The sequence below is a fragment of the Streptomyces sp. NPDC033221 genome (assembly GCF_055577005.1).
Genome location: NZ_JBVIQN010000048.1, coordinates 1 through 23,522, shown reverse-complemented (window position 1 = coordinate 23,522; position 23,522 = coordinate 1). Strand labels below are relative to the sequence as shown.

The 23,522-nt window shown below is 69.2% G+C and carries 23 protein-coding genes and 1 pseudogene; 18 read left to right on the top strand and 6 right to left on the bottom strand.

Features of this window, described 5'->3' with window-relative positions; genetic code table 11:
* The first annotated feature begins 110 nt into the window (after positions 1-110).
* The 3 genes and pseudogenes from ACZ53K_RS38440 to ACZ53K_RS38430 all read left to right on the top strand — a co-directional run bounded on the left by ACZ53K_RS38440 (position 111) and on the right by ACZ53K_RS38430 (position 2,839).
* On the top strand, positions 111-1,490 hold the full coding sequence (locus ACZ53K_RS38440) for an MFS transporter (RefSeq protein ID WP_468846493.1): 1,380 nt from the start codon (positions 111-113) through the stop codon (positions 1,488-1,490).
* A 238-nt stretch (positions 1,491-1,728) separates the two neighbouring features.
* Positions 1,729-2,151: pseudogene (locus ACZ53K_RS38435) on the top strand (acyl-CoA desaturase); the annotation flags it as partial.
* Positions 2,152-2,350: 199 nt separating this feature from the next.
* The gene (locus tag ACZ53K_RS38430; RefSeq protein ID WP_468846490.1) at positions 2,351-2,839 is read left to right on the top strand and encodes an Asp23/Gls24 family envelope stress response protein; all 489 of its coding nucleotides are present in this window, start codon (positions 2,351-2,353) and stop codon (positions 2,837-2,839) included.
* A 735-nt stretch (positions 2,840-3,574) separates the two neighbouring features.
* On the opposite strand, the gene ACZ53K_RS38425 is transcribed toward ACZ53K_RS38430, so the two are convergent.
* Positions 3,575-3,994 carry a spore-associated protein A gene (locus ACZ53K_RS38425; RefSeq protein WP_468846540.1) on the bottom strand — a complete coding sequence of 140 codons (420 nt, stop codon included), beginning with the start codon at positions 3,992-3,994 and terminating at the stop codon, positions 3,575-3,577.
* Positions 3,995-4,620: 626 nt separating this feature from the next.
* On the opposite strand from ACZ53K_RS38425, the gene ACZ53K_RS38420 reads away from it, so the two are divergent.
* A complete protein-coding gene (locus ACZ53K_RS38420; protein ID WP_468846487.1) occupies positions 4,621-5,256 on the top strand; it encodes a DUF4386 domain-containing protein in 636 nt (211 codons plus the stop codon).
* A gap of 56 nt (positions 5,257-5,312) precedes the next feature.
* Positions 5,313-6,020, top strand: a complete 708-nt coding sequence (locus ACZ53K_RS38415; RefSeq protein WP_468846485.1) for a DUF4386 domain-containing protein — start codon at positions 5,313-5,315, stop codon at positions 6,018-6,020.
* 1,786 nt (positions 6,021-7,806) lie between these two features.
* On the opposite strand, the gene ACZ53K_RS38410 is transcribed toward ACZ53K_RS38415, so the two are convergent.
* Both ACZ53K_RS38410 and ACZ53K_RS38405 read right to left on the bottom strand, forming a co-directional pair.
* Positions 7,807-8,361 carry a DUF5994 family protein gene (locus tag ACZ53K_RS38410; RefSeq protein ID WP_468846482.1) on the bottom strand — a complete coding sequence of 185 codons (555 nt, stop codon included), beginning with the start codon at positions 8,359-8,361 and terminating at the stop codon, positions 7,807-7,809.
* A 569-nt stretch (positions 8,362-8,930) separates the two neighbouring features.
* Positions 8,931-9,401: a DUF5994 family protein gene (locus ACZ53K_RS38405; protein WP_468846479.1), complete on the bottom strand. Its 471-nt coding sequence runs from the start codon at positions 9,399-9,401 to the stop codon at positions 8,931-8,933.
* A 389-nt stretch (positions 9,402-9,790) separates the two neighbouring features.
* Here ACZ53K_RS38405 and ACZ53K_RS38400 point away from each other — a divergent pair, with 389 nt between their 5' ends.
* The 5 genes from ACZ53K_RS38400 to ACZ53K_RS38380 all read left to right on the top strand — a co-directional run bounded on the left by ACZ53K_RS38400 (position 9,791) and on the right by ACZ53K_RS38380 (position 13,449).
* A complete protein-coding gene (locus ACZ53K_RS38400; RefSeq protein WP_468846478.1) occupies positions 9,791-10,357 on the top strand; it encodes a DUF5994 family protein in 567 nt (188 codons plus the stop codon).
* Between the two features lie 64 nt (positions 10,358-10,421).
* Complete coding sequence (locus ACZ53K_RS38395) at positions 10,422-10,643, top strand: hypothetical protein (protein ID WP_468846476.1); 222 nt, start codon at positions 10,422-10,424, stop codon at positions 10,641-10,643.
* A 480-nt stretch (positions 10,644-11,123) separates the two neighbouring features.
* Positions 11,124-11,504, top strand: a complete 381-nt coding sequence (locus ACZ53K_RS38390) for an STAS domain-containing protein (RefSeq protein ID WP_468846475.1) — start codon at positions 11,124-11,126, stop codon at positions 11,502-11,504.
* 233 nt (positions 11,505-11,737) lie between these two features.
* Positions 11,738-13,180, top strand: coding sequence for a PP2C family protein-serine/threonine phosphatase (locus tag ACZ53K_RS38385; RefSeq protein WP_468846473.1), 1,443 nt, complete (start codon positions 11,738-11,740; stop codon positions 13,178-13,180).
* A gap of 95 nt (positions 13,181-13,275) precedes the next feature.
* A complete protein-coding gene (locus tag ACZ53K_RS38380; RefSeq protein WP_078575542.1) occupies positions 13,276-13,449 on the top strand; it encodes a CsbD family protein in 174 nt (57 codons plus the stop codon).
* A 104-nt stretch (positions 13,450-13,553) separates the two neighbouring features.
* Here the strand turns inward: ACZ53K_RS38380 and ACZ53K_RS38375 are convergent, their stop codons facing one another.
* Both ACZ53K_RS38375 and ACZ53K_RS38370 read right to left on the bottom strand, forming a co-directional pair.
* Complete coding sequence (locus ACZ53K_RS38375; protein ID WP_468846471.1) at positions 13,554-14,294, bottom strand: hypothetical protein; 741 nt, start codon at positions 14,292-14,294, stop codon at positions 13,554-13,556.
* Positions 14,291-14,659: a helix-turn-helix domain-containing protein gene (locus ACZ53K_RS38370; protein WP_468846470.1), complete on the bottom strand. Its 369-nt coding sequence runs from the start codon at positions 14,657-14,659 to the stop codon at positions 14,291-14,293. Before ACZ53K_RS38370 ends, ACZ53K_RS38375 begins: the two co-directional genes overlap by 4 nt.
* A 14-nt stretch (positions 14,660-14,673) precedes the next feature.
* Here ACZ53K_RS38370 and ACZ53K_RS38365 point away from each other — a divergent pair, with 14 nt between their 5' ends.
* From ACZ53K_RS38365 to ACZ53K_RS38350, 4 genes are all read left to right on the top strand, one after another.
* Complete coding sequence (locus ACZ53K_RS38365) at positions 14,674-15,147, top strand: DUF5994 family protein (protein WP_468846469.1); 474 nt, start codon at positions 14,674-14,676, stop codon at positions 15,145-15,147.
* A gap of 273 nt (positions 15,148-15,420) precedes the next feature.
* Complete coding sequence (locus tag ACZ53K_RS38360; protein ID WP_468846467.1) at positions 15,421-15,810, top strand: hypothetical protein; 390 nt, start codon at positions 15,421-15,423, stop codon at positions 15,808-15,810.
* Positions 15,807-16,265 (top strand): DUF5994 family protein, encoded by a 459-nt coding sequence (locus tag ACZ53K_RS38355; protein WP_468846466.1) that lies wholly within the window; start codon positions 15,807-15,809, stop codon positions 16,263-16,265. Before ACZ53K_RS38360 ends, ACZ53K_RS38355 begins: the two co-directional genes overlap by 4 nt.
* A 112-nt stretch (positions 16,266-16,377) precedes the next feature.
* Positions 16,378-17,376, top strand: a complete 999-nt coding sequence (locus ACZ53K_RS38350; RefSeq protein ID WP_468846465.1) for an acyl-CoA desaturase — start codon at positions 16,378-16,380, stop codon at positions 17,374-17,376.
* A gap of 218 nt (positions 17,377-17,594) precedes the next feature.
* Here ACZ53K_RS38350 and ACZ53K_RS38345 read toward each other — a convergent pair whose 3' ends face one another.
* Entirely contained in the window at positions 17,595-18,059 is a 465-nt protein-coding gene (locus ACZ53K_RS38345; RefSeq protein WP_468846463.1) for a TetR-like C-terminal domain-containing protein, read from the bottom strand.
* Here ACZ53K_RS38345 and ACZ53K_RS38340 point away from each other — a divergent pair.
* The 4 genes from ACZ53K_RS38340 to ACZ53K_RS38325 all read left to right on the top strand — a co-directional run bounded on the left by ACZ53K_RS38340 (position 18,040) and on the right by ACZ53K_RS38325 (position 22,035).
* Positions 18,040-18,357, top strand: a complete 318-nt coding sequence (locus ACZ53K_RS38340) for a hypothetical protein (protein ID WP_361591820.1) — start codon at positions 18,040-18,042, stop codon at positions 18,355-18,357. The genes ACZ53K_RS38345 and ACZ53K_RS38340 overlap by 20 nt on opposite strands.
* Positions 18,354-18,485, top strand: coding sequence for a hypothetical protein (locus tag ACZ53K_RS38335; protein WP_468846461.1), 132 nt, complete (start codon positions 18,354-18,356; stop codon positions 18,483-18,485). The genes ACZ53K_RS38340 and ACZ53K_RS38335 overlap by 4 nt, the downstream gene beginning before the upstream one ends.
* Positions 18,486-18,637: 152 nt before the next feature.
* Complete coding sequence (locus ACZ53K_RS38330; RefSeq protein WP_468846459.1) at positions 18,638-19,723, top strand: Rossmann-fold NAD(P)-binding domain-containing protein; 1,086 nt, start codon at positions 18,638-18,640, stop codon at positions 19,721-19,723.
* 830 nt (positions 19,724-20,553) lie between these two features.
* Positions 20,554-22,035, top strand: a complete 1,482-nt coding sequence (locus ACZ53K_RS38325) for an MFS transporter (protein WP_468846457.1) — start codon at positions 20,554-20,556, stop codon at positions 22,033-22,035.
* Positions 22,036-23,522 lie beyond the last annotated feature (1,487 nt).

The following is a 23,522-nucleotide window of genomic DNA, read 5'->3' as shown; positions in this document are numbered from 1 at the left end:
CTCGATGAAGCGGTCGCTGGTGAAGGTTCGTCCGTGGCGTTAGCGCTACGCACTCTGGAGAGATTGGCGTGGCGTAATCGCCGTGCCCGAAGGCGGGGAGATTCGTCATCATGACAGCTTTCAGAAAAGGCTCTGCGCCCGTGGACGGGCCGCATTTCGCTACTGATGAGACGTTTCGCGCGAGTGCTGTGACATCTCCGGCGCGTCCTGTGCGGCAGCTGCTAGCCGCCTCGGTCGGTAATGCGGTCGAATGGTACGATTGGTATACATATACTTTCCTTGCCGCATACATCGCCGCGCAGATCTTTCCCAAGAGCGCGGGGAATTCGCTCGTGCCGTTGCTGTCAACGTTCGCGGTCTTCGCGGTGGGGTTCTTCATGCGGCCCATCGGCGGGCTGCTGATGGGTGCGGTCGCCGACCGGCGCGGGCGCCGTGCGGCGCTGACGGTGACCATTCTGCTGATGGGCGGCAGCAGCCTGCTGGTGGGGCTGACGCCGACGTACGCCGCCGCCGGGATCCTCGCGCCCGCCATCCTCGTCCTGGCCCGGCTGCTGCAAGGGTTGTCGGTGGGCGGAGAGTTCGCCGCGTCGACCACGTTCCTCGTGGAGTCGGCCGGGCCCGGGCGACGGGGGCTCTTCTCCAGCTTCCAGTACGTGTCGACGACCATCGGGCAACTCGTCGCGTCCGGCGTCGCGGCGGTGCTCGTCGCGAACCTTGCGCCCGCCGCCATGGGCAGCTGGGGCTGGCGCGTCCCGTTCGTGCTGGGCGCGCTCCTGAGCCTGGTGGGCTTCTGGGTCCGGCGCGGCGCCCACGAGACCCTTCCCCAAGCTCTCAATTCCGTTCGAGCAGAGCAGACCCCCATCGAGGAGCAGGCGAAGGCGCCCCGTCCCGGTCTCTTCGAGGCGCTGCGCCGCCATCCGCGCGAGTCGCTGCTGATCTGCGGGATCACCGCGGGGGGTACGCTCGCGTACTACACGTGGACGTCGTTCCTGCCGACGTATGCTGAGCTGAACGCCGGAGTTGAGAAGGCAGACGCGCTGCTGGCCGGCACCCTTTCTCTGACGTTCTTCGCCGTGCTCCAGCCCGTCGCGGGCATCGTGTCCGACCGTTTCGGGCGCAAGCCGCTGCTGCTGATGTTCGGGATCGGCTTCGCCGTGCTGAGCGTGCCGCTGCTGCGCGCGCTCGACGACTCCTTCGTCACGCTGCTGCTCGTGCAGTGCGCGGGCATGATCCTGCTGAGCGGCTTCACGGCCATCTCGGCGGCCGTGAACGCGGAGACGTTCCCGGCGCGGGTGCGCGCCGCGGGCATCGGGTTCCCCTACTCGCTCACCGTCGCCCTCTTCGGCGGCACGGCGCCCTACATCGGCACACTGTTCAAGGACATGGGGCAGGCCGGCCTCTTCCCCGTGTACGTGGCCGTGCTGTGCCTGGTCTCCTCCGCCGTCTACCTCCGGCTGCCCGAGACCGCCCACCGCCCGCTGGAGCGGTGAGGACGCGGGGCACCGGTTGCCTACCTGGGGCGGCTCCTTTCCGGGGGCGCCGAACGGCGCGACCTGGGCACCCATGTCATGAAGCCGTCTACCGGACCGGTCTGACCTGTGATTTTGCAGCCTTCCGCGCCTCTGACCTGCGGAGATCGGCCTTTCAGTGCTTTCAGCGTTGTTTCGCTTTGCGTAGCCGGTTCTCCCCAGCGGCCTCTGTACTCCCCAGATTCTCCCCAGGAGGGCGCTAGTGCTCCCGCCCGGCATGGCGGTGGCCTTCCTGACGGCCCACCAGTGTCTGTTCGGCGTCTACCTGGGCCCCATCTTCGCTCCCAACCACAAGGGCATGCCCACCCTGACCGGCCCCGAACGCCTCGATTTCCTGCGCCGCCAGGTTCTTACCTCCCGGAACGTACGCGGCGGCTGGTTCACCGACATCGCACTGGGCGGCCTGAACTACCAGATCGAACACCACCTGTTTCCGAACATGCCCAGCCCGCCCCTGCGCAAGGCGCAGCCCATCGTCCGCCGGTACTGCCAGGAGGCGGGCATCGACTACCTGGAGGCCGGCCTGTTCGCCTCCTGCCGGCAGGCCCTCAAAAGCCTGCACCACGCCGGCACCCCAATCCGTCAGGGGACCCGGACCGCCCCTGACACGCCCACCGGGTAGTGGCGGCTCTGTCATCCGGCGCCGTCATGAACAGCGCGCCGGACCTCAAAGCCGCAGGTGCTCCGGATGGGGGAGCGACGCCCCGGAGACATCGTTAAAGCCTGCGCAGATGCTGAGTTGGCCGGTACTCGGGGTGTACGGCGTAACTCCGACCGTTGGAGCATGAGAGCCGGGGGACCACCCAAGGAGGTGGCTTCGCATGACGGAGCCGATCAGCCCGAGCACGCACCAACCCGCTGAGCCCCGCCGCCCGGACAACGCGACGACACCATCCGGGCGGACCGGCCCCGCCCAGTTGTCCTCGCCCCGGGGCAAGACCACCATCGCGGACGGAGTGGTGGAGAAGATCGCCGGAATGGCGGCCCGCGAAGTGCCCGGCATCCACGCACTGGGCGGCGGCCTTGCCCGTACCTTCGGTGCGATGCGCGACAAAGTCCCCGGCGGCGGCTCGAACTTCAGCCGCGGGGTCAAGGTCGAAGTCGGTGAACGGCAGACAGCCATCGACCTGGACGTGGTCGTCGAGTACGGGGGCGGCATCCCCACCATCGCCGCCGACGTCCGCAACAACGTGACCTCAGCCCTGGAACAGATGACCGGCCTGGAAGTCGTCGAGGTCAACATCTCCGTCAACGATGTCCACCTGCCCGACGACGACACCACGGAAGACACCGAAGACCGAGTCCACTGACAACCGGCCTAGTTCCGCTGCGGAGAAGCGTTCCGTCAGAAGGCAGGCCCGAAGACCTCCCGTCCGTCGCCGCACTCCAGGATGGCCGGTACGCGGGACGCCAGACCCGCACCACGTCCTGTTCGACGGGCGGCCCAGCACGCTCGGGCCCGACACACACGAGTTCGCCACGGCCATCCGGGCGCGCGGCCCGGTCGGCACGCGTCAGTTCCCCACCCCGACGGCTGCCCCCATCCTGGGTCGCTCCGTGCCAACTGGGCCGCGTGCGTGTCGTCGGGCACAGCATCGTGCTGTTTGTGACCGACGCCGAGGGCCCCGGCCGACTCGATGACACGATGGTCGGAGCTGGCCCCCGGACACACCACGGGCCCGGGGCAGCGCCCCGGAGCATCTGCTGCCGTCGCGACCTCCCCCTTTGTCTCCCAGCGCAGGGGCACTGCTTGGGAGAACCTGGGCAATCTCGCCGGCGCTGGGGAGGTGGTGGGGAGGATCGGTTGCGTAGGACAGCACGAACCTGAGAGTTCCAGAAAACAGAACCGTTCAGCTCAGGCGGACGGAGCATCACATCAGGCGCGGACCACGGCCGTTGTGGGAAGGGTTCAAGAACACTTTGCCCGGTCGTGGGGTTTGGCCGGCTGTTCGCCATCAAGTGGTGGCGAGAACCAGGTTTTGCTGGGAGCAAGAGGCCGTCGCCTCCTCTTTCTCCGCCGCATCACCAGGTCCGGCTGGTACACCTCACCGGGCGATGCGGCCACAGTTGGTGCCGCTCTTACCGGCTGACTCACCCGCGATTACTCCACCCCAGGAGACACAGTAGCCTTTGGCATCGAGGTAGACCGGACCCGCGTACGAACGGTAATAGCCGTCGTCATCGGCGTAGTCTCTCGTGTCGTCCCGCTGGACCCAGACGTACATATGGACAGCAGGACCAGCGGTTTTCCGGACGGTCACCGCACAGTTCTTCCCCGTCGCGGCGTTGTAGGTCAGGTAGGACGTGCCCACCTTTCCTATGTCGGCCTGGTTCACGACCTTGTAGCCGGCGCCACATGCTTTGTTGTAGGCGGCCGCGGCTTTGGCCGGAGCTGCTGCCGCCCCGGTGGCTGTGGCCATGACGCCCCCAGCCGCCAGTGCCACCGCGGCCCCCACCGATCGGATGTGTCCCCATCGTTGCATCGTGTGTCCTCCTCGAAGCCATGCCCGGTGTACCACCCGGCGCCCCGCCGATTTGGCTGGCGCCTGTGGTGGCACTTGCATCTGCAATGACACGGTTGAAGCCCCGACCGGTTGCATCCCGTGCTTTGCGACTCGTCGTCGTCGGCACGTTCCGGCTCAGAGAACACTCCGGCCCCAGGCGCCATACCGGACGGTGCATCAGGCACCGCACCCCGACGAAGCCGGGCCCGCTGATCGGCGTACTCCTCCTGTCCACGAAACGCGGGAGGGGCCGGGCCCGCCATGGCCGTGCGGGCAGGGCGACAGCTCCAGAACCAGGTCTTTGGGTTCTCCGCTGTCCGGAAGAGGATCGCGCGGACCCTGGCGGGTGGGCGTCGGCGGGAGGAAGCTCTGAAGGACCCGGCCCGAGGGGCCGGCGCCGCAACGGTTTCCGAAGGGAGCCCCGTCGATGCCGTACTCCCTGACCGGGAAGATACGGGCCTGAGGCGCATGGGAGAAGACATCAGGCCGGTACTTCTCGGCGAGCCCCATCGAGACCGGTACGCCGACGCCGGTCACCGACATCCGTCGTCCCGGCTTCCGTGTGCGCAGCGCAGAGGAGAACGCACATGACACACAGGAAAACTGCCATCTTCGTGGGACTGCTCTTCATCTCTTCGACGGTCACCTTTGCCGCGGGCAGTTCCCTCGTACATGCTTACTTCTCCGATGTCCCCCCAAGCAGCGGGACGCTGTTCGGCGGGGTTTTTCTGGAGTGGTACACAGCTTCAGCGGCTGCCGTGATCGGTATCGCGTTGTTCCCCGTCCTCAAGCCACACGGGCAGAACCTGTCGGCGGGCTACCTCATTCTCCGGGCCATGGAAGGCGCGGCGATCATCGCGGTAGGGGTCTACTTTTTGGTGAGCCGACACCAATTCGAGGACTACGTTCTGCTCGTCTACACCCTGTCGGGCGCCGCCGGCCTCATCCTGTCCTACCTGTTGCTGCACTCCGGGCTGGTCGCCCGGTGGCTGTCGATGCTCGGGATCGCGGGCTACGCCGCCCTGCTGGCAGGGGTTCTGGCCGATATGTTGGGAGCAGTCGACCTTGATACCGGCGCCGGAATCGCGTTCCTCGTTCCTGGCGGCCTGTTCGAAATAGCTTTTCCGCTGGTGTTGATCTTCAGGGGTTGGCGCTCCGTCAACCCGGTCGCCTGCACGGAGGGCAGTCGTGCGGGAGTGCTGCCCGGTGGGCCTCGTGGGTGACTTCTGTCGCCCTGGAGCAGCCGGGCCCCGTTCAGGCATTCACCCGGGAGGGAAGCATGGAGGCTTCGGAGCCGACGAACCGAGACCTACGCAGGGCGGCCTTGGTCGCGGGCATGGGAATTCTGGCGATGGCCGCCCTCGCCGCCTTCGCGAATTTCACCGTCGTGGAGAACCTTGTCACTGAAGGTGATGCCGAAAGGACAGCACGCGACATACACGCTTCCGAGATGACGTTCCGTTACGGCGTCGCCGCCTGGGCGTTGGTGGCCGTTCTCGATGTCATCGTGGCCTGGTCGCTGTTGGCCTTCTTCGCACCAGCGCACAAGGGTCTCTCCGCACTTGCGGCGTGGTTCAGGCTCGCGTACGCAGCGGTGCTCATGGTCGCCGTGAGTCAGCTGGCCGGAGTGCCTTCACTCGTCCGGGGTAGCATGCGGCCTGGGGCGTCAAGCGCGGGCCGGTCGCATGAAGAAGCGCTGATGAAGATCGACGCCTTCCACGACATCTGGGACGCCGGTCTCATTCTCTTCGCCTTCCACCTGCTGACACTCGGGTACCTTGCTTACAAGTCAGGCTACGTCCCCAAGGTTTTGGGAACCCTGCTCGTGATCGCAGGACTCGGCTACCTGGTGGACAGCTTCGGCCCCCTGCTGTCTGCCGGCTATGCGGCCGAGGTTGCCATGTTCGCCTTTGCCGGCGAGTTCCTGCTGATGGTGTGGCTCCTGGTCAGAGGCAGGAACGTCACCTTGAAGGAACCCCGGGCCTGACCGACGCAGCTGCGGGGCGGGGCAGCAGATGCCGCGGTGCGTCAAGGCGCCACGACCCCGGCCCGCAGACCTGCCGTCAGCCCGGTCGTCGGTGCAGGGAGCATCCGGCAGGGACGCCCAGGATCGGCAGCCGCTCGCCGCTCGCCGCTCGCCGGTCTCCTCGTCAACCGGCGATTCCGAGCCCATGCCAGCCCTTGTCGGCGGTGATACATCGGCGAGTTCGGTGCATCAGTCCTTCATCCGCGCAGGTTTCGCGGCAACGAACCCCACGTCGGCAGCGCCGCCCCGCGCGTCAGGACGAAGAGGCTCGCACTGCCGCTGGTGCCGGTGTCATTACTACCCACGCACCGCCGGCTGCAGAGCTGATCGGGCCGAGTGCCCCTCACTCTTCCCGTACCCGTTACCCCAGTCCGGGCGGGGCGATCCGGTATCACCGCGGACCTACGTGCACCTCGTTGCCTGCTGTCGTCAGGGCCGCCCGCCTGCGAATGCGTGATCATCTGTTGTCGTCACGTGCCCTGGCGTCACCGGTGATCGGGCACTGGCTCATACTCGGCTTGGGTGTCTTCAAGCCAGGGCCGCAGGGGGTGGCAGGCCGCTGGCGGTGGAGGAGTCTGTCCAGTGACAGTCTGGTGACACCCGGGAGGCCCGGGCCCGGCTTACCCGCGTTCGGGCCGAGCACACCCGGAGCCCTGGCTGTCATCGAGGGGGGTGTCATGGCGTGGCCGGCACGTGGGTGAGCCGTCCGGCGACGCCATGGCCGCCATCCTGACGTTGCGGGCCGCGGAGTTCGACGGCGTCGCGATGTATGGCGCTCCGCCCCCCCGGTCGTGTGTGCGCGGCCGGCCCGGCGGCTGTCTGCGAGGTACCGGGCAACCGGCACGGCAGTTTCTTGGAGACCTCCGGCTTCTTTCACACCCATACACAAGATCTTCGGGCTCCGGCCCGCGCAGATCGTGATCGACCGTGCGGCACGCGACCTGATACGCGGCCACCTCGATGCGCGCAGGGCTGACCCGTCAGCCAGCGTCGAGGGGCTCGCGGCCGACGGCTGCTGGCCCGACGCGGGCCGCTTGCTGGTCCGCGAGCACTTGCAGGAAGCGCATCGGCGAGGATCGCGAAGGCCAACAGGCAGCAGGTGGGCAGTCCGGTGCGGACCGTGGCCGTGACCCTTGTCGGTGGTGGTGCCCACGTGAGACCGCTTCGTGTACTCCGGTCTTGTCTTGTATTCCTTCGGGTCCACGACGCCGCGATCGCGCCACTCACGAATACCGGCTGCACGGATCGTGGTCTGCCTCCCGAGCCGCCCAACTGGGCGGATGCCCGCCGGTCAACGGCACCCACGACCTGCTGAGCCCCGGGCCGCCCCTGGTTCTTCGAGGCAGCCGGGGAACCTCTGCACCGTGCCCTGCCTCGGCAGAGGTTTCGGCCGCAGTGTTGTCAGGCGGCCGGGGAAGCCGGCAGGAGGCGGGTGCCCCGGGCGCGGGTCAGCAGCGCCCCGGCCCTGCTCCGGCCCCGCCCCAGGCTCCCGGCATCGATGCCTCGGGAATACGGGCTGCCGGCGGTGCCGGCGACGCTGTAGCACGGCCGGAACAAGAACGCGCCCTTCGACGTGCTGAATCCTCAGGAGGCTTCGCGCTGCAGCCGCGACGGCCGAGCGGTACCTCGCTGAACTCGAAGGAGGCAATCCATTGGGTGGGCCGGGCATGGAGTGCGCGGGAAAGGACAACTCCTGCTGCGGCCAACACGAGAAGATGGGCAACGGTGAGCACGATCGTCATCGTCGTCATCGCGCCCGGGCCGGTAAGCCGAAGGGGGCGGCCGGTACCCCACCCAGGTGCGGCGCGGTGACGCCCTGACTCTCCCCGGCGTCGTCGGGGTATCCGAGGCCAAGGGCGTCCTCGTTCGCGATCAGGGCGGCGGCCGTGCCGTGGCTGTGCGGATCGGCTGCGGCGGCCATCGCCCGTGCGGCCGCGGATGGGCCGCTCCCCAGCGGGATGATCAGTGGGTTCCAGCGGTCCACGGTGCAGGAGAGCAGTGACCGTATGCGCGGGTCCTGCTCCTGCCCGAATCGCCCCACGTGCACCACATGGCCGGTGGCCTGCAGCCTCCACGGGTTCAGCGGCCAGTACGTGGGTTTGACCGTGACGTGGGTGATCCGCCCCCAGCGGTGGTCGAGCAGATCGATGAGGGCGGGAAGCTTGCGTGCCAGACCACAGGAGCGTGGCCACCAGGCGCCGTCCAGCAGTCCTCGGTGCGCGCCGGGCTGATTCAGCGACACGTGCCCTGACGAAGCCACATGCATGTCGGCAGTCGGCAAGAGAGCGATGGTCGTCGTCATGGCGCGAACCTGCCCCCGGGGGTGTTTTCGGCCGCCCGGCATGGCCTCTCGCCGGGAACGGCGCCGACGTGGAGACGGCGCGCGGAGTGTTCCCAGCTACGTCACCCTACTCCGGCGAGGGCCCCGGACGGGCGGCTCGAACGGACGAAATCTTCCCTGTCTGCTGCACAGCAGTGGCCAGGACACGAAGTGAGGAGACAAGCCGAAATCCCCAGGTTTGCTGCATCACGAAGTTCCGCGATGGCGTATACCAGCCCCATGCTCTTCGGCTATGGGAAGGCAACAGCGCTCTACCGCCGGGAGCGAAATTCGCTGCGATGCCGCCCCGCTGTGCGGGAACACGCCACTGTGTGCAACGGTTGTTCATTGACCGCCGGCACCGCCGTACTCATGCCTTGCATCGCGCAGACCCGGCCCTCGACCATCGCGTGCGACGAGACAGTCCTTGTGGTCGCGGTGACAGCACCGAGCACTCTCACGCCCAGCTCGGTTCCGACCTGTGCGCCGAGTCGCCGGCCCGCTCCTCTGCGGCAACGGAGCAGGCCGTTGGCAGGCCAGGGCTCTGCTCCTCAAGCGGGGATGACTCCGGTGGCGGCAAAGATCTCCGCGGCCGATGTGCTGTTGCCGTCCTGGATGGCCATGGCCATGGCTGCGCGTGCCGCGGACGCGTCGGCCTGTGGCGGGAGCATCAGGAAGGAGAAGATGTCCTGCCGCCCACGGGTGACGAGCATTGTGCCGTCGCCGACCTCGGACCAGTCGATACGGATCAGGTGACCGTCGACGACCAAGTGGTGCGGGTGCGCGTCCCAGGCGCTCGCGTCCAGTCCGAGACGCGCGAGGGGCCCCAGCCGCTCGGTCAACACGCGGATCAAGCCGGGCAACTCGGTCTCCAGGTCCCGGGACCTCGGCCACCACGTGCCGTCGAAGGTCCCGTCGCGGCGAGGAGCCGTCTCCATCCTCAGTACGGCTATCCCTGGGCCCGCCTGATGGGCTCGGGCGCCGTCCGGCAGCATCACGGGCAGCAAAGGGTCAACGGTCATGGCGCACCGTCCGCACCCGATTGCGGCAGCAGTTGCTGAGGTGTCCATGGCCGGGAGGCCCGTTTGCCGGTCACCGGCGGACCGAGTGTGTTCGTGGTCATCACGCCACCTCGCCCGGGGCAGCCCCGGTGTGGTGCTTCGCCGAGAACGACACGGGAAACGCAGCCCGCGTACGAGGAGCCCTCGGTGTAACCAGCCTACTCTCGAACCACCACTTCCCTGGTCAGGGTCTCTGCGGCAGGGCTCCGGCAGTCGGCAGTCGTGGTCGGCGCTGCCGGCAGAGTACGCTGGTGGTACCGAGAGCATTTCCTGACCGGCTTCCTTGCCGGTATCTCTCTCGGTTCCAAGTACCGGGCCGGGCACGCCAGGTCCGGGGACGGGTCGACACCATGATGGTGATCACCGAACGAGCCCCGCCGGCCGCGCCGGCTGTCAGCCCCTCCGGCCAGCCGCCGGTCCGGCTCTCCCTCAAGCCCTCGGGCCCGCGCACCGGGCTGCTCGACGGCGCTTGGTGGCCACGCTCGCGTGACCTCGCACGTGAGCTTCCCGCCCTGACCGGGCAGCTGGAACCGCTGTGGGGCCGCATCACGCGCATCACCGTCAACCCGACGCACTGGCCGGTTGTGCCACGCAAGATCCCTGCCAACGGCCGTGTGATCAAGGTGGGCTGGTTCACCGACGAGCAGGACCCGCATCAGCTCCTGTTGCTCTCCTACCGCGTCGGGCGCTGGGACCTGCTGATCGTCCCTCCGGAGACCGGCGCGGCCGCCGCCGCACGGCTCATGCGCGCCGCTTCGGACCCGCGCACCGCCCTAACGGGCAGTGAACTCATGGGGGCCGAGTTGGCCCGTCACCCCGCGGCCTCTGCCGAGGCGGCTTCGCCGGGCCGCACCGAGACATGGGAGGCGGAGGGCGGCGCCATGGCCGCACCGGTTTCCACGACCGACGGGAGGTGACACGGCCATGGGCACCGGCCTCACCGTCACTGTCATACTCGCGATGATCGCTCTGGGAGTATTCGTGATCCATCTTCTGAACGCCCAGCACGACGACCGGATCGCGCTGCACCGGTACAGCCGCCGCCTTCCGGACCGCCGCGGCTTCCGCAGCCCGGCCCGGCCGCGGCCGGTCACCGCCGCCCCTCCCGCCGTCCCCGCCCGCCGGGACCACAGGGACGGAGGCCGCGGACGTCTGCGCCCGCGGCACAGGACCACCGGCGCCTTCCAGGGCCGGAGATCCTGACAGGGAGAACAGCGCGACGCGGCGGGCCTGTGACCGGGCCTGCCGTGCCGTTCTCGCGGCAGCAACTACGGGCCTGCCCCGGGCGGCGAGCGGGCACTCGGTGCCAGTACGGATTCGAGGGCTGATGAGCCGCGCCGACGTCCGCGTAGTCGCCGCACCCCGCACTCGTCCCGGTGGTCGCGCCGATGCCCGAGTCGGGCTCCATGCGCAGCCCGGCCGGACCCGCGTCTTGTGCGCTGCCGTGCCCTCGACCGCTTCCCCGTCCCCGAGCGCCCCGTTACCGCCGTGCCCGAATTCCTCTCGGCCGTACGCATTTTGGGGTTCGCCGCTCCCGGTCCGCTGGGCCCGGGGCTACCCTCGTATCAGGACGTCGACGTTCCAGACCCCGACGGCGCGTTGCTGCTGAGCGCACACCTGCCGGGACCACGGCCCGCACCGCCGCCAGCCGTCCCGGCCCGGACGCCCGGAACCGGAGGCGCCATGTCCCTGCCCGGTCTGAACGTTTACCGGCACGACAAGCGGGACCGTGCACTGATCACTCTGGCCGGTGAGATCGACCTGGCGACGGCGCCGTTGGTCAGCGCGTCCCTGCGGGAATGCCTGTACGGCACCCTGCGCACCATCGACGTCGACCTGACCGCCGTCACCTTCTGCGACGTGAGCGGCCTCAACGCCTTCCTGCACGCTGCCGCGCAGGCCACGCAGACAGGCAGAAGCCTGCGACTGCATCATCCGCCGCTCGCTCTACGACGCATCCTCTCGCACGGCAACTCTGCCCTGCTGCTGGGCGGCGTTCCAGCGAGTCACCGCGGGAGCACGCCCTCACCATGGCCCGCTCCCTTTCCGGTAGGTACACCGTGACGGGCACCAGACCCGGACCAGGCCAGGAGCGGTCCACGCCTCGCTCGGCGCGAATTTGGTGGATCAGGCCGGCCACGCTGCCCACAGTGCTTTTCCGGCGTGGGGTGGCAGGACATCGGACAGGTCCGCAGGCTCTCCGGACCGGTGGCGCAACGGGCACGATGCTGTCCGCCGCGTCCTCGCGCATGACACCCGTATGCAGCGTCCTGGGCAACCGGAAACGAGGTGGGCACATGCCGGACGGCAAACAGAGCGGGAAGCCTGAACTCGTCTCCGAGGACGGCCGGGAACGAGAAGCGCGACGTATCGCGGCGGTTCGCCGTTACGACATCCTGGGCATCCCGCCGGACGGGGCGTTCGACCGGATCGCCGCGCTGGCCGGACGCCTCTTCGACGTCCCGATGGCGACGGTGACGATCGTGGACACCGACCGGGTCTGGTTCAAGGCCGCCTATGGGCTGGCAGGCGTCACCCAGACCGGCCGGGACGCGAGTTTGAGCAGCTCGGCAATCCTCTCCGACGCTCCCCTGGTCATCCCCGACACCCATCACGATGCCCTGACCCGCGCACACCCGATGGTGACCGGCCCCGTCGGCACCCGCTTCTACGCCGCGGCACCGATCACCACTGCCGACGGCCACCGGCTCGGCGCCGTCGAGGTCCTGGACACCCGGCCCCGCCGGACCACCCCCGAGCAGGCCGCTGCGCTGACCGATCTGGCCACGCTGGTCATGGACCAACTGGAGCTGCGGCTGTCCGCGTTGCACATGCTGCGCAGGGAACGCGAACTACTGGAGGTCGCACGCGCGGCACGCGACCGGGCCGAGCAGGACCGGGCCCGGACCGCCGCATTCGCCACGGCCCTGCAGAGTTCCCTGCTGCCGCCGGCCCTGCCCCACGTGCCGGGCCTCCAGGCGGCCTGCCACTACACGACTGCCTCCGTCCACGACATCGGCGGCGACTTCTACGACATCTTCCCCCTGGGCGCCGGCCGGTGGGCGTTCTGCCTCGGTGACGTGAGCGGCAGAGGTACGACGGCGGCCGCGCTCACCTCGATGATCCGCCACACTCTTCGCTCCACGGCGCTGCTGGAGCCCGACCCGCGCACCGTGCTGAAGACGCTGAACACGGCTCTGCTGGCAGACCCGACCGCCGGCGTCCGCCTGTGCACCCTGATCTTCGGGACCTTGGTTCCCGACCCAGCAGGCGGGTTCACCATCACCCTGACCGGAGGCGGCCACCCTCCCGCGTACCACCTGCGTCCGGCCCGCCGGGGACTGCGCCCCCGTGCTGAACCGATGCAGTTGTCCGGCGGCATGCTCCTCGGTGTACTCGACGGCGCCCCGATCGTCTCCCGGACGTTGCGCCTGGCACCGGGCGAGGCACTCCTGCTGCACAGCGACGGCCTGACCGCCTCGCGCACCTCCCACGGCGCCCGTTTCGACGAGGAAAGCCTGGCCGCGCACCTCACCCATCACGCAGCCACCAGGACGGCCCCCCGCGCAGCCGCCGTCATCGACGACCTCGCCGCCCTGCTGGCGACCTTCCCCGTCGGCCCGGCGGACGACGTGGCCCTTCTCGCTCTCAGCGCCACCCCCTTGGAAGCCGACGGCGCACCCGTCGGCGCATCGGGCACCACCCACACCAGCGGTCCCCGTCCACAACAGCGCGCGTGATCTCGCCACCGGACGGAGCCGCGGACCACTTTTCCGTAACGCGCACATCCACGATCCCCGAAGCGACAGTCACCACACCACAGGCGAGGACCACCATGGACATGGGACGAGTCATCAGGAACAAAGCCCAGACAGCCAAAGGCAGGATCAAGGAGACCCTCGGCCGGACCGCCCGCAACAGGCAGACGCAGCGCGAAGGCCGGTCGGACCGCTCGATGGGGAACCTCAAGCAAGCCGCCGCCAAGGCCAGGAAGGCGTTCAAACGCTGACCGGTGCGGAGACGCTCCGGAAAACCGCTGCGGCGCCGCGATCACGTTGTCGCGGGCATCGGCGGCAAGCACGGGAATGCTCACTCCGTACTCGACGACCACCATCAGGTCCACGGCGGTCTGGCGCATACCGACCTCGTTCGTGTCCCCATGGTCCGTGCTCGATCCGCCACCGGGGCCTTCTCGCGCATCGCATCGAAAGTCCGGTGGCCGACACGAGCCCTCTGCCCGTGTGACGCGGTGTCCGGGGAGCAGCAGAGAACCCACGGGAGCGGGATGGCGCCTGGGTGCGCTCCGGCGCGGGCTGCCGGTGGTTTCGTCTCGTACCCGGGCCAGGGCATTGCTGAGCAGACGTGAGATGTGCATAGGGGAGACGCCAGGGTGCGGCGCTCGCGTTCGGACAGGCGTGCCAGGGCCGGCTTGGCCGATTCCCGGCCTTCGACGAGCCCGAAGCCCTCCTCCGTCGCGCCCAGAGCCTCCCCCAGGGTGTAATTGTCGGCGCCGCTGCTGTCCGCGGCCCCGTCCAGCGACAAGGAGCGGTAGCACTCCATGACCTTCAGAGCGCGCAGCACGTCATTCTGCGACAGGCGGGCGTGCCGGTGGTAGGCGCTGTTGCGGGAGGACGCGTTCATGGTGATCTCGTGTCCGTCCCGGATTCGCAGGGCTCCGTAGACCCAGGTCTTCGCCGGTCCGTGACCGTGGTCGACCTCGGACTTGATGCGGCGTCCGTCCGGCGACCAGCCCGGCACCGGCGGGAAGCTACGCGGGATCAGCGGTCCAAGCTCGTCGGCGCAGACGACCGTCGCACCCTCGGGCGGGAAGGTGTGGGGTTCGATGATCCTCATCCTTTTCCCTGGAAGTCCGCGTCCTCGGAGCGGACCCAAGGCCGGGTACGGCGCCAGCGCACCCCTTCAGCCAGCAGAATCCGACGGACCTGGCTGCGGCCGGCCGCGATACCCAGCCGATGCGCCTCGGCTGCCAAGGCGTCCACGGTCCACTCCGGCAGTCCGAGAACATCCGCCGCGGCCGGTCTCCCGTCGGCCTGCAGGGTCAGCCGTCCTGGAGGCGGCTGCCTGACCAGGCCGAGAATCTCGGCGCGTACCGCTTCGGTGATCCGCCGTTTGCGGCCCTGACCGCCCAGGTCCTCCAGCCCGTCCAGGCCCGAGCGGTTGAAGCGGTGCAACCAGCGGCGGGCCGTCTTGGGGTGCACCTCAACTCAACGCGATGACCGGCACTCGTTGCCCGGGCCAGCTCAGTTCTACCATCCGTGCCCGCAGCACCAGATCACGCGGCGCCTTGCGCGCTGGCGCCCCCACGGTGAATCCCTCCCACTGGCCGGCGATTCCGCACAAGGTGCCCGTCAACGGCCGCGTGGTGAGGGCCGGCATGTTCGCGGCCGAACAGGGCCCGCACGAGCTGTTCCTCGCCTCCTACACCCTGGGGTGCTGGGACCTGCTGATCGTGCCGCCCGAAACCGCCCCTGACCGGGCAGCGGAGCTGATGCGGGCCGCGGCCGACCCGCACAACACCCGTACAGCGAGCGGTTTTATGGAGACAATCGGGCCGTCAGCGGTTCCGGCCGCCCGTCGGGCGGGTACGCGGAACACGCTGTCCGACGCGGCCGACGACGCGGCCGGGTGGGAGAGCGAGGGCGGAGCCGTCCGCACGGCTCCGGCCCGCACCGGGTACGGCCGGTGAACACCGGGAGTTCCCTGTCACGATGACAGTGCCACGCACCGTCATCGCTCCGGTCTCTCCATGCTTCTCCGGTCCGTCTCCCGGCACCGCGAATACACCGCGGGCTCGCGCTCCGGCCATCCCGCGCCCGGTTCCGACGGCGAAGACCGCCGGGGCCTGAACGGGGGAGCGCTGGACGCACCCGGGGGGGCAGCCACCCCGCGCGGACCGCAATGACCGCCCACGGCGGTGGTCGTGACCGACCGCGCCCCGCACGGCCCGGAAGGAATACGTATGATAGGTCGAGGCCCACTGTCCGACCGCCTTGAGCGCATCACTCTACGACCGGGGGCCGCCACGACGGCCGAGGAGCCGTTGCCCGCGCCGGGGCACGCCGATGTCCGCATCGATGCGGCGCCCCCCGAAGCGGCCCGCCTGGTGGCCCAGACGCTGCGCGACCGCTACGCCGGTGCCGAGCAGCGCAGTTACCCCGCCGAAGCACCCGACGGCGGCACCAGGATCCACCTGACGGTCGACACCACCCGCACCCCCGGTGCCATAGAGCGACCCCGGCCGTGGCCGGTCGCCGGCCGGCCCCACCACGACGAACTCGCGAACGCCGTCCCGTGGAGGTCCGCACCCACCACCTCGGACGAACCGTCCGGAGAGAGGCTGACGCCATGACCACCACCAGCGTGCCCCCGACCGCCCCTCAACGGTCCCTTCCCGCCCGGCTCGCCCTGCTCCCGCAGGGCACCGGCTTGCACCGGATCGACGGGGCATGGTGGCCACGCACCCGCCACCTCGCCACCGAACTGCCGCCTCTGCTGGATGCATTGGCCCCCCGCTGGGGCCGTATCACCCGGGTCACCGTCGACAGCTCGATGTGGAACTCCGGCCCCCACCGCCTGGTGCTCGGCCGGCGGGTGATCCACATCAGCCGGTCCGTCGGGGTGGGGCACCGCCACAGCGTGTGTCTGCTCACCCTGGGCACCGGCCGGTGCGACCTGCGCGTCATAGCGCCCGACACCCCGGCGGACCAGGCCGGCCGCATCATGGCCAACGCCTCCCGCACGGGCGGCGGGGACGGGCGGCGGTTCGGCGCAACGGGCCACGGCCCGCACACCACGGCCGGCTGACGGCCCCGGGGCGACACAGGACGCCGCCTCCCGCCGTTCTGGAACCCCCCTATCTTGCAGGCCCAGGACCCCGGCCGCACCGAACCTCTCCGACCAGGCCGAGGAGCCACGCATGATCACGATCACCGCACCCCAGGCACCTCCCGAACGGCACGGGAGCCCACACGCTTATGACGGGTCCTCCCCCTTCCCGGAGGGGCGGCCCGGCCCCCGTACCGGTGCCCAGCGTCTCCAGATGCTTCTGACGGGGGCCATCGTGGCGTTCCCGCTGCTGGCCGTGGTTCTGGCCGGTTGGGTGCTGTGGGGGCGCCTGCTCGGGCCGGCCGACCTCCTCATCGCCTTCGTCTTCTACGTCGTCACCGGTCTGGGCGTCACCGCGGGATTCCACCGGGGCCTGACGCACCGCAGTTTCACCGCCACCCGGCCGCTGCGTCTCGTCCTGGCGGTGGCCGGCTCGATGAGCTTCCAGGGCGACGTGATCGGCTGGGTCGCCACCCACCGGCGCCACCACGCCTTCACCGACCGCCCCGGCGACCCCCACTCACCGTTCCGCTACGGCACCAGCCTGCGCGGTCAGCTCCGCGGCCTGGCACACGCCCACGTGGGATGGCTGTTCCACCGCGAAACCAGCGCCACCGTCCCCGCCGAACGCTACGCACCCGACCTGCTCGCCGACCGCGGGCTGCGTACCGTCTCCCGCGCCTTTCCCGCATGGTGCGTCCTGAGCCTTGCGCTGCCGTTCCTCATCGGCTGGGGCGCCGGCGGCACCCTACGCGGCGCGTTCACGACACTGCTGTGGGCCGGCCTGGTACGCGTCGCCCTGCTCCAGCACGTGACATGGAGCGTGAACTCGCTGTGCCACATGGTCGGCACCCGCCCATTCCGTACCCGCCGCCACGACCGCGCCACCAACCTGTGGCCGCTGGCTCTGCTCTCCTTCGGCGAGAGCTGGCACAACCTCCACCACGCCGACCCCACCTGCGCCCGCCACGGCGTCGACCGCGGCCAGCTCGACCCGACCGCCGCCGCCATCCGCCTCTTCGAACGCATCGGCTGGGCCACCGACGTCCACTGGCCCACCCCCACCCGCCTCGACCACCACCGCCGATGACCCACGCGGCGCGCGGTGACCGGGCGCCGGTGCCATCGACTGCTCCGGCCGGACATACGGGCCGGGCGCGGGGCGTGACGCCCGTCCTCGCCTGCCACCTGCGCGCCGCCCAACGCCCTCTGGGTGCCCGCCTGGACCGTGACCGGAGCGCGTACGCCGGCAGCCGATTCTGTGAGGCCATGCGGCGCGGTCTCAGGGCCTCTGTACGAGGTGGGCCATCACCCGGGTCGGCGCGCGAGTACGCGGTCGACCAGGTCGTCGATGCAGTCCGGTGTCAACGGCCCGACGCCGAACAGCACCCGGGCATAGGTCGGCGTCAGGACGACGTCCAGCACATCCGACATGTACAGGGGTTCCTCGCCGCGGGGGCGGGCCCGGTCGAGCATGCCCCGGTCCCGTTCGGCGCGGGCGGCGAGGCACCGGACGCGCGCCGCCTCACCGTCGGGTCGGCGGCCGGCGCTGTAACGACACCCGCCCGCCCTCCCGGCCGCAACCGAGGTGATCGTGCGGGCCGCGTCGTGCTGGGAACGGTAGTTCGAACCGGTCGCATACCGGAGTACGGTGGCAGTACCGGGCGTGTCTCGTATGCCGTCATCCCTTTCGGTGTCGCTCTCGGCGAACGGCAAGCCCGGGGGCCCGTCGGCTCCCGAGGACGTGGGACTGATGTATTCGCAATCGTCCATCTACAGCCGCTGCAACAGCCGCTCGGCACCGACCGAAGAGATGCTCTTCGGGCTGACCTGCGTTATCTGCGGCACCGACTACCGGAGCGCACCGACCGCGGACGGCCTGGTGGTCTCCCGCAGCGGTGATGGGCCCACACTGGCCTGCCGGGGTGTGTGCGCCCGGCTGGCCAGCGGGTCCGCTGCCGGCCTGGACGAGACCCCGCTGTCCCTGACCGAGCGCGTACGCCGGTACGAGGCGCGCTCCCGGAAGCACGTCGGCCAGGCGCAGGGCGACCAGCGGGGAAGCGACGCATGAGCCTGATGACCCTGGGCGTACTCTCCTCCCGCCACAAGGAGAACGAGTTCCGCCTTCCGCTGCACCCCCGCCATCTCGACCGCATCGACTCCGATATACGCGAGCGCATCTTCCTCGAGCGCGGCTAAGGTCTCCGCTTCGGCCTCGACGACGAGGCGCTGCGCCCCTTCGTGGCCGGCCTGCGCTCCCGCGTGCGGCTGATGGCCGACAGTGACGTGCTGCTGCCCAAGCCGATGCACGAGGATGTCTCCGCGATGCGCACTGGGGATGGCCGCACTGCGTGCAGGACGAGGAGCTGACCCAGCTCGGCATCGACCGGCGGCTGACCGTGATTGCCTGGGAGGCCATGAACCGTTGGACCGCCACGGGCGACCTCAGCGTGCACGTCTTCCACGAGAACAACGAGCTGGCCGGCTACTGCTCCGTCCTGCACGCGCTGCAACTGGGCGGCGCGACCGGCAGCTACGGCCGGCGTCTGCGCGCGGTGGTCATCAGCTTCGGTGCGACGGCGCGTGGAGCGGTGACGGGCCTGGGCGCCATGGGCGTGTCCGACGTCACGGCGCTCACCCAGCGCGATGCGGTGGCGGTCGCCTCGCCGATGCCGTCCGTGGTGATGGGCCATTTCCAGGAGCAGCCGGACGATCCGTCCCGCCGCCAGGCCCTGACCCCTGCTGGGCCGGTACCGCTCGCCGAGTACCTGTCCGGGTTCGACATCGTCGTCAACTGCATGAGGCAGGACACCGACGCGCCGCTGATATTCGTCACGGACAAGGAGCTGGACCTGTTCCGGCCGGGAACCTACTTCGTGGACGTGTCGTGCGACGGAGGCATGGGCTTCGAGTGGGCGTACCCGGCCACTTTCGGCGAGCCGATGACCACCATCGGTGCCGGCTGCCACTACTACGCCGTCGACCACAGCCCGTCGCATCTGTGGGATTCGGTTACGTGGGAAATCAGCGAGGCCGTCCTCCCGTTGTATGTGCGCAGAGTCCTGGAAGGCCCCGGGGCGTGGGAGGCCGACGCCACGATCAGTAAGGCGATCGAGATCCGCGACGGCGTCGTCCAGAACCCGAAGATCCTCTCCTTCCAGCACCGGGCCACCGCCTACCCGCACGACGGACGTCGTAGGTCCCCGACTCACGGACCGGGCCGTAGGCCCTGTCGCTGTCACTGTCGTCGTATCAGCCTCGGCGTGATAGAGCCCGTGCGGCTGCCCAGGAGCGGGCGTCTTCTCCGGCCTGCACAAGATTCTGCCGCGCGAAACGGAGCGGACCGGCCGCCCGGAGGCGGTACAGCGACTCCGGCAGTGGTTCGGCAACAGCCCCCAGTGGCCCCTGTGCCGCCTGTAGGGATCGTGACTTCATGAGCACTCGCTCCTGCAGAAACACCGGAATCCGCGCCTAATGAACAGTGCTCGCGTTCGGTGATCATGAGCAGAATCGCCAGACAGGCTCGAAGCGGTAGTCACTGCTGGTAGCGGGCCCCGATTCAAGGGCAGCAAGAAGGGTGCGTCTTTCATGTTCTCCGCGGAAAGCTGGGGGGTGGGGCGAGCTTCAATGATCGCTACGATCACCGGTTGCCCAAACCGGTGATCGTCGGCTAGGTTGCGTTCGCCTGGCAGGGGAGGCCCTCTGCGCGGAGGCCCTCTCAGACCTCGTTGGGTGCGGCTCTTGGAGCGCGACCAAGCCGATCAAGCAGTAGGGCTGTAGTCCGTCCAGCTCGCTCGCACCGGCCTCGTACGACGGAGTCGCATCGAGAGCGTCGGCCCGAAGAGGGCCGCCACGATCTTGTTCGGGCAAAGGACCGTTTCTGACAGTGGGGGTTTGGCACTGCGCGGTCGGACCGGCGCGGGGCGGGCCCACTATCTGGTGTGCGGCGGCGCCCGGGAGTGTCGTATGGTGGACGAGTTCCTGCGCCGAGGTATCGGTGGCAGTGACCGGAATTCTCTGTTCCTTCTGTGTCGATCTTGAGGTGACGTCTTATTAACCAGGCCATGTAGTCGTCCGTGTTCCCCGCGTGCTGTTGTGTCGCACGTGTCCGGGGGCGGACCTCGCGCTGGCCTGAGTTGCGTCACCCATCCCCGCAGATTTCTTTCCCGGGTGCAGCTCTGCCGTCTGCCCCGGGCTTTGGTGTTTTCCGGCCCCGGTGCGGCTGTCGGCAGGGCTCCCCGATTCCTTTGGATCAGGAGTTCCCGTTTTGTCTTCCTCCGCGCTCGGCAACGAGCCAGAGCACACGACCACCCAGACCCCGACCCACCCAGCACCTCGCCGCCCGAAAACGGCCCTCGCGGCCTGGATCGCCCTCCTGGTGCTGCTGACCGCCGAGCTGATGAACATGCTCGACCAGTCGGTCGTCCTGACCGCCCTGCCCGCGATCCAGGAGTCGACCGGCGCCGGACCGGTCACGGTGCAGTGGCTGACCACCGCCTATTCCCTGCCAGTCGCCGTCGGGCTGATCACCGGCGGACGGCTCGGTGACCTCTACGGCCGCCGCAGGATCCTGCTCATCGGCACCGTCGTGTTCACCGCCGCCTCGCTGCTGTGCGGTCTGGCCACCGGCCCGGGCGTGCTGATCGGTGCCCGCCTGCTCCAGGGCGTCGGCGTGGCCGTGATGATCCCGCAGGTCCTGGCGACCATGCACGTCACCTTCGAGGGCCACAACCGCAGCAAGGCATTCGGCCTGTACGGAGCCGTCCTGGCCATCGCCAACGTCCTGGGCCCGGTCCTGGGCGGCGTGCTCACCCAGGCCGACCTCTTCGGGCTGTCCTGGCGGCCGATCTTCCTGGTAAACGTGCCCGTCGGGCTGGCCGTACTCCTCCTCGGACGCAAATTCATCCCCGAATCCACCGTCCGCAAGGCCGACCGGCTCGACCTGATCGGCATGCTGCTGTCCGGCCTGGCCATCGTCCTGATCCTCTTCCCGCTCACCGAGGGCCACGCCCACGGATGGCCGCTGTGGTGCTTCGCCATGCTCGCCGCCGGCGTCCTCGTCCTCGGCATCTTCCTGCGCCACCAGCGGCGCAGGCAGGACAACGCCCCGCTGGTGCCCCTGTCCCTCTTCCGGGTCAGGCAGTTCTCCGGAGGCATGGCCGCAGACCTGCTGCACGGCCTGCTGTGCGGCCTGTTCTTCATGACCTGGACGCTGTACCTGCAGCGCGGACTGGGCTTGAGCCCGCTTGAGGCAGCCCTGGCCTTCGTGCTGCTCTCCGTGGGAGAACTCGCCGGCGCGACGGTCGCGGCGAAGACCGCCGGACGTTTCGCCCGTCGTCTGCCGCAGGCCGGAGCCCTCATCGCGACCGCTGCGATGGTCACCTACGGACTCCAGATCGGCAGCCACCAGGCCGACCTGACCCTGCTGGCGATTACTGCTCCGGTGGTGCTGATCGGCTTCGGCCTGGGAATGGTCTCCGGCCCACTCGCCGATCTGTCGCTGGCCCGGGTCCCGCACGAGGACGCCGGCTCGGCCTCGGGCCTGTTCAACACCGCCATTCACCTGGGCATCGCGCTGGGCACCGCGCTGACCGCCGTGGTGTTCTTCGCCATCACCGGCGGCTCTCCCGACGGCGCGGTCAACCGCGACGCGTTCGTCACCGTGCTGTGGTGGGTCGGCGGCCTCCTCGCCCTGATGTGGGCCCTGATGTTCTGCCTGCCCAAGCACGCGAACAGCCAGGACGACTGAGCCACCCCCCCCGGGCCCCGGCCGACGTCGCGGCCGGGGCCCGGGCGCTCTCAGCTTGCCCTCCGGCACCACCAAAAGGTCCCCGCCGGTGCCGGCGCGAGCGCGGGATCGGCCCGGTGCGCAGCGCGGGCCACCGCCTCGTAGACCCGCCGCTCAGCGACCATGCGGGCCTCCGACACCTGCCCGGCCAGCACCGATACCCCGGGCAGCAGGAACCGCGCGCCGCCCAAACCGGAAGATCGATAACAGTCAACAACTGACCGCTACCGAGCGATACCGTTGCCCATGATCACGCGGAAGTGTCCAAACGGTGCCCGTGATCACGCGGAAATGTCCACGGAATCGCGGAACCTAGATCATCAGCTCTAGGATCCTCAATTTTGCGAGCAGTACCGGACGTTTGACCAGCAGCGTTGTGCAACGTGCGCAGTGAACGCTGCTGTCGTTGTCGGTGGTTGGTGAGCAATCTCCGCCTCGGAAACGCTCGAAGGGGTCACATTGCGTGATGTGGCCGCGCGGGCCGATAAGAGGGTGCATCGCCCCTCCCGGCTGCTCATGATGCTCAGCGCCTTTCGCTGGTGCCGCGTTGTCGACCTGCTGCTACTTCCAATCCCCGGTTGATGCCGCGACGGGTGCGGCGGGTGGGATGGGACGCCTCTCGATCCGGCTGGCGCTGCTGGAGACGGCTCCGGCCGGCCACGGTGCAGGTGCGTTTCATCCAAGACCAACGGTCCGGGGCCCGGACGTGCACCGCGCGCCGTCTTGAGTGCCCTGCGCCGGGCCGGGAGGCATGCGTTGCATGAGCAAGACAGCAACGGCGAACCGTCAGGATCGTGCGGCAAGGATGCAGGCTTCGATCGCGTCTGTCCCGTCCTTCGTCATCTTGTCGCTGTCCCGGGTGAAGTTGTTCAGTTCGCTGTTCGTCCCGGGGCAGGTTGCCCCTCGCCGCGTACGCCCCGGGGCAGATGTCCCAAGGTGTCTTGTCGCACGCTGTTGTCTGTCCCGCTCGCTCTCAGGGGCGGTTTGGACGCTGATCCGTTGCTGGCTGGAGGGCCGTGTGGCTCTCTCGTGATTAGGGCGGTGTCGGGGCCACGCGCCAGGAATGAAAGCGTCCCGTTGTGCGCTCCCAGTGTCTGCATGCGTCCTCCAGATGCCACGGTTTCGCACATGCGGTGTTCCCCAGAACAGGCAGACGGAGACGCGGGAGCGCTGGAAGGCTCCCGTGGCGGCACCGGGCACCTCCCGCAGCTCGGACACGCCACGGTCGAGAAGCACGGTCACCGGCTGGCAGCAGCCATGGGGGGACGGTGACCGTGCCGGCTGGGCACAACCCGCCGTCCCCCGTATGGGTGGATGGTGACGGGCCTGGACGTTTCTGCATGGGCCTTTGTTCCTAGGAGTTGTCTTCAAATGTCACGCCCACATCAGGAGCGATGCAAGGGTGACGGCTGCTCGGTAGGACTCGGCGGTCTTCTCGTAGCGGGTGG

Coding starts and splice junctions, on each gene's coding strand:
- ACZ53K_RS38375 (WP_468846471.1), bottom strand. CDS start 14,294: ATGAGGATCATCGAACCCCACACCTTCCCGCCCGAGGGTGCGACGGTC.
- ACZ53K_RS38335 (WP_468846461.1), top strand. CDS start 18,354: ATGAGCCTGATGACCCTGGGCGTACTCTCCTCCCGCCACAAGGAGAAC.
- ACZ53K_RS38420 (WP_468846487.1), top strand. CDS start 4,621: ATGACACACAGGAAAACTGCCATCTTCGTGGGACTGCTCTTCATCTCT.
- ACZ53K_RS38440 (WP_468846493.1), top strand. CDS start 111: ATGACAGCTTTCAGAAAAGGCTCTGCGCCCGTGGACGGGCCGCATTTC.
- ACZ53K_RS38385 (WP_468846473.1), top strand. CDS start 11,738: ATGCCGGACGGCAAACAGAGCGGGAAGCCTGAACTCGTCTCCGAGGAC.
- ACZ53K_RS38345 (WP_468846463.1), bottom strand. CDS start 18,059: ATGGACGATTGCGAATACATCAGTCCCACGTCCTCGGGAGCCGACGGG.
- ACZ53K_RS38380 (WP_078575542.1), top strand. CDS start 13,276: ATGGACATGGGACGAGTCATCAGGAACAAAGCCCAGACAGCCAAAGGC.
- ACZ53K_RS38415 (WP_468846485.1), top strand. CDS start 5,313: ATGGAGGCTTCGGAGCCGACGAACCGAGACCTACGCAGGGCGGCCTTG.
- ACZ53K_RS38350 (WP_468846465.1), top strand. CDS start 16,378: ATGATCACGATCACCGCACCCCAGGCACCTCCCGAACGGCACGGGAGC.
- ACZ53K_RS38355 (WP_468846466.1), top strand. CDS start 15,807: ATGACCACCACCAGCGTGCCCCCGACCGCCCCTCAACGGTCCCTTCCC.
- ACZ53K_RS38360 (WP_468846467.1), top strand. CDS start 15,421: ATGATAGGTCGAGGCCCACTGTCCGACCGCCTTGAGCGCATCACTCTA.
- ACZ53K_RS38390 (WP_468846475.1), top strand. CDS start 11,124: ATGTCCCTGCCCGGTCTGAACGTTTACCGGCACGACAAGCGGGACCGT.
- ACZ53K_RS38430 (WP_468846490.1), top strand. CDS start 2,351: ATGACGGAGCCGATCAGCCCGAGCACGCACCAACCCGCTGAGCCCCGC.
- ACZ53K_RS38365 (WP_468846469.1), top strand. CDS start 14,674: ATGACCGGCACTCGTTGCCCGGGCCAGCTCAGTTCTACCATCCGTGCC.
- ACZ53K_RS38405 (WP_468846479.1), bottom strand. CDS start 9,401: ATGACCGTTGACCCTTTGCTGCCCGTGATGCTGCCGGACGGCGCCCGA.
- ACZ53K_RS38410 (WP_468846482.1), bottom strand. CDS start 8,361: ATGACGACGACCATCGCTCTCTTGCCGACTGCCGACATGCATGTGGCT.
- ACZ53K_RS38340 (WP_361591820.1), top strand. CDS start 18,040: ATGTATTCGCAATCGTCCATCTACAGCCGCTGCAACAGCCGCTCGGCA.
- ACZ53K_RS38400 (WP_468846478.1), top strand. CDS start 9,791: ATGATGGTGATCACCGAACGAGCCCCGCCGGCCGCGCCGGCTGTCAGC.